Source organism: Streptomyces cahuitamycinicus (assembly GCF_002891435.1).
Taxonomy (GTDB): Bacteria; Actinomycetota; Actinomycetes; order Streptomycetales; family Streptomycetaceae; genus Streptomyces; species Streptomyces cahuitamycinicus.
In genome coordinates this window covers 1-4,695 of record NZ_POUC01000528.1, presented here as the reverse complement: position 1 = coordinate 4,695, position 4,695 = coordinate 1, and the positions used below count along the sequence as shown (strand labels likewise).

Genomic DNA, 4,695 nt, shown 5'->3' with positions numbered 1-4,695 from the left:
ACCCCGCACCCCTTGCCAAACGGATAGTTCCGCCCCACGATGAGGCAACTCGTTTGGCCTGAAACGACCCTTCCTCCCCTCTGGCAGGTGATCCGAGTGGACAGTCAGACGGTCTCCCGGCACGCGGCGAAACCGGACGCGCCCACCGCAGGCACGCTCAAGCCCAACGCCCTCGGCGTCCTGGGCATCCTCTTCTTCGTCCTGTCCGCCCAGGCCCCGCTGACCGGCATCGCCGGCGCGGCCCCCATCGCCGTGGCCCTCGGCAACGGCCCCGGCGTGCCCGCCGCCTATCTGGTGGCGGGCCTGGTGATCCTGCTGTTCTCGGTGGGCTTCGTCGCCATGGGCCGCCACGTGGTGGACGCGGGCGCCTTCTACACGTACATCGGCAAGGGTCTCGGCCGCACCACCGGCATCGGCAGCGCGGGCCTCGCGCTCTTCGCCTACTGCACCATCCAGGCCGCCATGTACGGCCTCTACGGCGCCATCGTCAGCGGCCTGGTCGCGAGCCACACCGGCCTCGACCTGCCGTGGTGGGTCTGGACGCTGGCCACCATGGTCCTCGTTCAGGCGCTCGGGGCGGCCGGTGTCGAGATGGGCGCCAAGGTGCTCGCCGTGTTCGTGCTCGCGGAGTTCAGCATCCTGTCGGTCTTCGCCCTGGTCACCCTCTTCAAGGGCGGCGGACCCGAGGGGCTCGGCCTCGCCGACAGCTTCTCCCCGTCCGCGGCCCTGGACGGCGCCCCGGGCGTGGCCGTGATGTTCGCCGTGGCCTCCATGTTCGGCTTCGAGGCCACCGCCATCTACGGCGAGGAGGCCCGCGAGCCCAGGAAGACCGTGCCGCGGGCCACCTACCTCGCGGTCGCCGTGGTCACCGGCTTCTTCGCCCTGGTCTCCTGGATGCTCATCTCCTCCTACGGCGCCTCCAAGGCCACCGCGGCCGCGGGTGAGGCGCTGGAGAGCGGCGACGGGGCCGGGTTCGTCTTCGCGCCGATCGCGGCGGACTTCGGCGGCTGGGTGGGCGACGTGCTGCCGGTCCTGCTCGCCACGTCCCTCTTCGCCGGCATCCTCACCTTCCACAACTCCGCCAACCGCTACCTGTTCTCCCTCGGTCGCGACCGGCTGCTGCCGCTGCGGCTGTGCCGGCTCAACCGGCGCCACGCGCCCTGGACCGCCGGGTGCGTCCAGACGGCGCTCGCCGTCCTCCTGGTGGTGCCCTTCGCGCTGGCCGGCAAGGACCCGGTGCTGACGCTGTTCTCCTGGTTCAGCGGCGTCGCCGTCCTGGCGATGATGCTGCTGTACCTGCTGACCTCGGTGTCCGTCGTCGTCTTCTTCCGCCGTGCCCGTCTCGACACCCGCTTGTGGAACACGCTGATCGCACCCGCCCTGGGCGCGCTCGGCATCGCGGGAGCGATCTGGCTCATCCTGGCCAACTTCACCACCCTCATCGGCGGCGAGCGCACCACCGCCCTGTGGCTCACGCTGTCCGTCCCGGTCGTCATGGCACTGGGCCTGGCCGCCGCACGGGTGCGGGGCAGGACCGCCGAACGCTGACCCTCGAGCGCTGTCGTCCACGGACAGCCCCGCACACATCGTTTGACATCAAAGGAGGACCATTCATGCCGGCCGTCCCCCACGACGAGTGGCTGCGCCGTGCCGAGGCGTTCCAGCTCTCCGGTGCCCATCACATCGACGGCGCCGAGGAGACCGGGGGAGGGGCGACGTTCCCGGTCGTCTCCCCCCGGGACGGCCGGGTGCTCGCCGAGGTCGCGGACGGCGGCGCCGCCGAGGTCGACGCGGCCGTCGCCGCCGCCCGGCGGGCCTTCGACACCGGCCCCTGGCCCCGTCTGGCGCCCGCCGAGCGCGGCCGGGCCCTGCTCCGCCTCGCCGGCCTGCTCGAAGAGCGGCGCGAGGAACTCGCCCTCACGGTCAGCCTGGAGATGGGCAAACCGATCTCGGACGCGTACGGCATCGAGCTGCGGGCCGTCATCACCACGTTCCGCTGGTACGGCCAGCTCGCGGACAAGCTCACCGACGAATCGCCCCACACCGCCCCGGACGCCCTCGCCCTGGTCACCCGGGAACCCGCCGGAGTGGTCGGGGCGGTGGTCCCCTGGAACTTCCCGCTGACCCTGGCCGGCTGGAAGATCGCCCCGGCCCTCGCGGCCGGCTGTACGGTCGTCCTCAAGCCCTCGGAGAACTCCCCCCTCTCCGCCCTGCTCCTGGGGCGCCTCGCCACCGAGGCCGGCATCCCGCCCGGCGTCCTCAACGTGGTCACCGGCGACGGCCCCACGGCGGGCCGCGCCCTCGGCCTCCACCCGGACGTCGACGTCCTGGCGTTCACCGGCTCCACCGCCGTCGGCCGCCACTTCCTGCACTACGCCGCCGACTCCAACCTCAAGCGCGTCTGGCTCGAACTCGGCGGGAAGTCGCCCAACATCGTCCTGCCCGACGCCCCCGACCTGGAGAAGGCAGCCGCCACCGCCGCCTGGGGCATCTTCTTCAACCAGGGCGAGATGTGCACGGCCCCCTCCCGGCTCCTCGTGCACTCCTCGATCGCCGAGCGGGTCACCGAGGCCGTGGTCCGGCGGGCCCGCGAACTGAGGGTGGGCGACCCGCTCGACCCGGAGACGGAGATGGGCGCCCTCGCCGGCCGTGCGCATCTGGACCGCGTGACCGACCACATCCGCCACGGCGTGGACGAGGGCGCCCGGCTGCGCACCGGCGGCGACCGCTTCCTCGCCGAGACGGGTGGAACGTATCTGGAGCCGACCGTCTTCGACCGTGTGGACCCGGGCTCGCGCCTGGCGCGGGAGGAGATCTTCGGCCCCGTTCTGTCCGTGCTCGCCTTCGACGACCTCGATGAGGCGGTCCGGCTGGCCAACGCCACCGACTACGGCCTCGCCGCCGGCCTGTGGACCTCCGACCTGTCCACGGCCCACCGGGTCTCGCGCGCCTTGAGGGCCGGCACGGTCTGGGTCAACTGCTACGAGGAGGGCGACCTGACCGTGCCCTTCGGCGGGATGAAGCAGTCGGGCAACGGCCGCGACAAGTCCGCCCACGCGCTGGAGAAGTACACCGAGCTCAAGACCACCTGGATCCAGTTGTGACCCGGCCCCTGATAGCGATCCCCGCCCGCTTCTCGGCCACGGCCTCCGCGCTCCGGTACGCCGCCGAGGTCAACGCCCGCGCCCTGGTCGAGGCAGTCTGGCGGGCCGGCGGCGAACCGGCGGGCATCCACCCGGCCGACACCGGCACGGCCGCCCGGCTGGCCCGCTTCGACGGCGTCCTGCTCCCCGGGGGCGGGGACCTCGCCCCCTCCCGCTACGGCGCCACCGGCACCCATGACACCGTCTACGACGTCGACACCCTCCAGGACACCTTCGATCTCGACGTCGCCCGGCACGCCCTGGAGTCGGGGCTGCCCCTGCTCGCCGTCTGCCGCGGCCTCCAGGTCGTCAACGTCGCGCTCGGGGGCACCCTGGAGCAGGACATGGGCGGCCCGGAACGCGAACACCGGCACCTCGTGCACCCCGTCACCCTCGAACCCGGCTCGCTCGTCGCCCGGGCCGTCGGCGCCGAGAAGACCGACGCCTCCTGCTACCACCACCAGCGCGTCGACCGCCTGGGCACCGGTCTGCACGTCACGGCCCGGGCGGCCGACGGCACGGCCGAGGCCCTCGAACTCCCGGGCGCCGACGGCTGGTTCACGGCCGTCCAGTGGCACCCGGAGGACACCGCCCACGAGGACCCCGCCCAGCAGGGCCTGTTCGACGCGCTCGTGCGGGCCGCGACCCGGTGAGGCCGCGACGCGTCTCAGGCCCGGGGCCGCCGCCCGCTGCGCCGCGGGGCGGGCTCGGCGCCGCCCAGCAGGGACTGCCGCCGCTCCTCGCCGTGCTCCTCCACCTGGAGCACCACGCTGCGCAGCCCCTCGGCGAGGCGGCGGCACTCGGCGTCGCTGAGCCCGGCGGTGACGAAGGCCTCCTCCTCGTTGAACGCCGGGAAGACCCGCGCCATGAACTCCTCGCCCTCGGGAGTGAGGCGCAGCAGCACCAGGCGCCCGTCGCTGGGATGCCCGTCCCGCCGCAGCAGGCCCCGGGACTCCAGCGTGCGCACCACACCCGTCAGTGTGCCCTTGGAGATCCCCGCCTCCTCCGCCACGTGCCGGGTCTCCGGCTCGCCCCACACCCAGACCACCCACAGCACCACGAAGGCCGTCCAGGTCAGGTCCGAACCGCGCAGCACCGAGTTCTCCAGGTGCTGCCGCACCGCGGACGCGGCCCGGTAGATGTTCGCCACCGCCGCCATCTGCTCCCGGCGGATCGCGACGCCGCCGAGCTTCGCCGCGGCGAGCTTCTCGGCTTCGGTGATGGATCGGTGCCCCGGCACGGGCGGCTCCTTCGTCTGGTCGCGATCGCTTCGTCCGGTCGCGACGCGTCACATACGGGCGGCTCAGCTCCGCCGCCTCGTCGTTCGGACTCAAATTGTACGAAGTCGAAAGGGAAACCGGTCATGCCCAGCCCACCCCGCATGCTCCTCGTCCTCAGCGAGAACTGGACGCTCACCGGCGGCCGGGCCGATCTGCCCGCCGCGGTCCGCTGGGCCCGCGAGGCCGAGGACGCCGGCTTCGACGCGGTCATGGTCAGCGAGCACATCGTCCTCGGCCCCGACGCGGCGGCCGCCGGCGTCATGGGTAACCCC

The 4,695-nt window shown here is 73.0% G+C and carries 4 protein-coding genes and 1 pseudogene; 4 read left to right on the top strand and 1 reads right to left on the bottom strand.

Annotated elements, in window-relative coordinates; all coding sequences use genetic code 11:
* The first annotated feature begins 96 nt into the window (after window positions 1-96).
* From C1J00_RS38420 to C1J00_RS38410, 3 genes are all read left to right on the top strand, one after another.
* A complete protein-coding gene (locus C1J00_RS38420) occupies window positions 97-1,548 on the top strand; it encodes an APC family permease (RefSeq protein WP_102913524.1) in 1,452 nt (483 codons plus the stop codon).
* 65 nt (window positions 1,549-1,613) lie between these two features.
* Window positions 1,614-3,104 (top strand): aldehyde dehydrogenase, encoded by a 1,491-nt coding sequence (locus tag C1J00_RS38415; protein WP_102913523.1) that lies wholly within the window; start codon window positions 1,614-1,616, stop codon window positions 3,102-3,104.
* Window positions 3,101-3,796 (top strand): gamma-glutamyl-gamma-aminobutyrate hydrolase family protein, encoded by a 696-nt coding sequence (locus C1J00_RS38410; RefSeq protein WP_102913522.1) that lies wholly within the window; start codon window positions 3,101-3,103, stop codon window positions 3,794-3,796. Before C1J00_RS38415 ends, C1J00_RS38410 begins: the two co-directional genes overlap by 4 nt.
* Window positions 3,797-3,810: 14 nt before the next feature.
* Here the strand turns inward: C1J00_RS38410 and C1J00_RS38405 are convergent, their stop codons facing one another.
* Entirely contained in the window at window positions 3,811-4,383 is a 573-nt protein-coding gene (locus C1J00_RS38405) for a MarR family winged helix-turn-helix transcriptional regulator (protein ID WP_102913521.1), read from the bottom strand.
* 123 nt (window positions 4,384-4,506) lie between these two features.
* Between C1J00_RS38405 and C1J00_RS38400 the strand changes: the two are divergent.
* Window positions 4,507-4,695: pseudogene (locus tag C1J00_RS38400) on the top strand (LLM class flavin-dependent oxidoreductase); the annotation flags it as partial.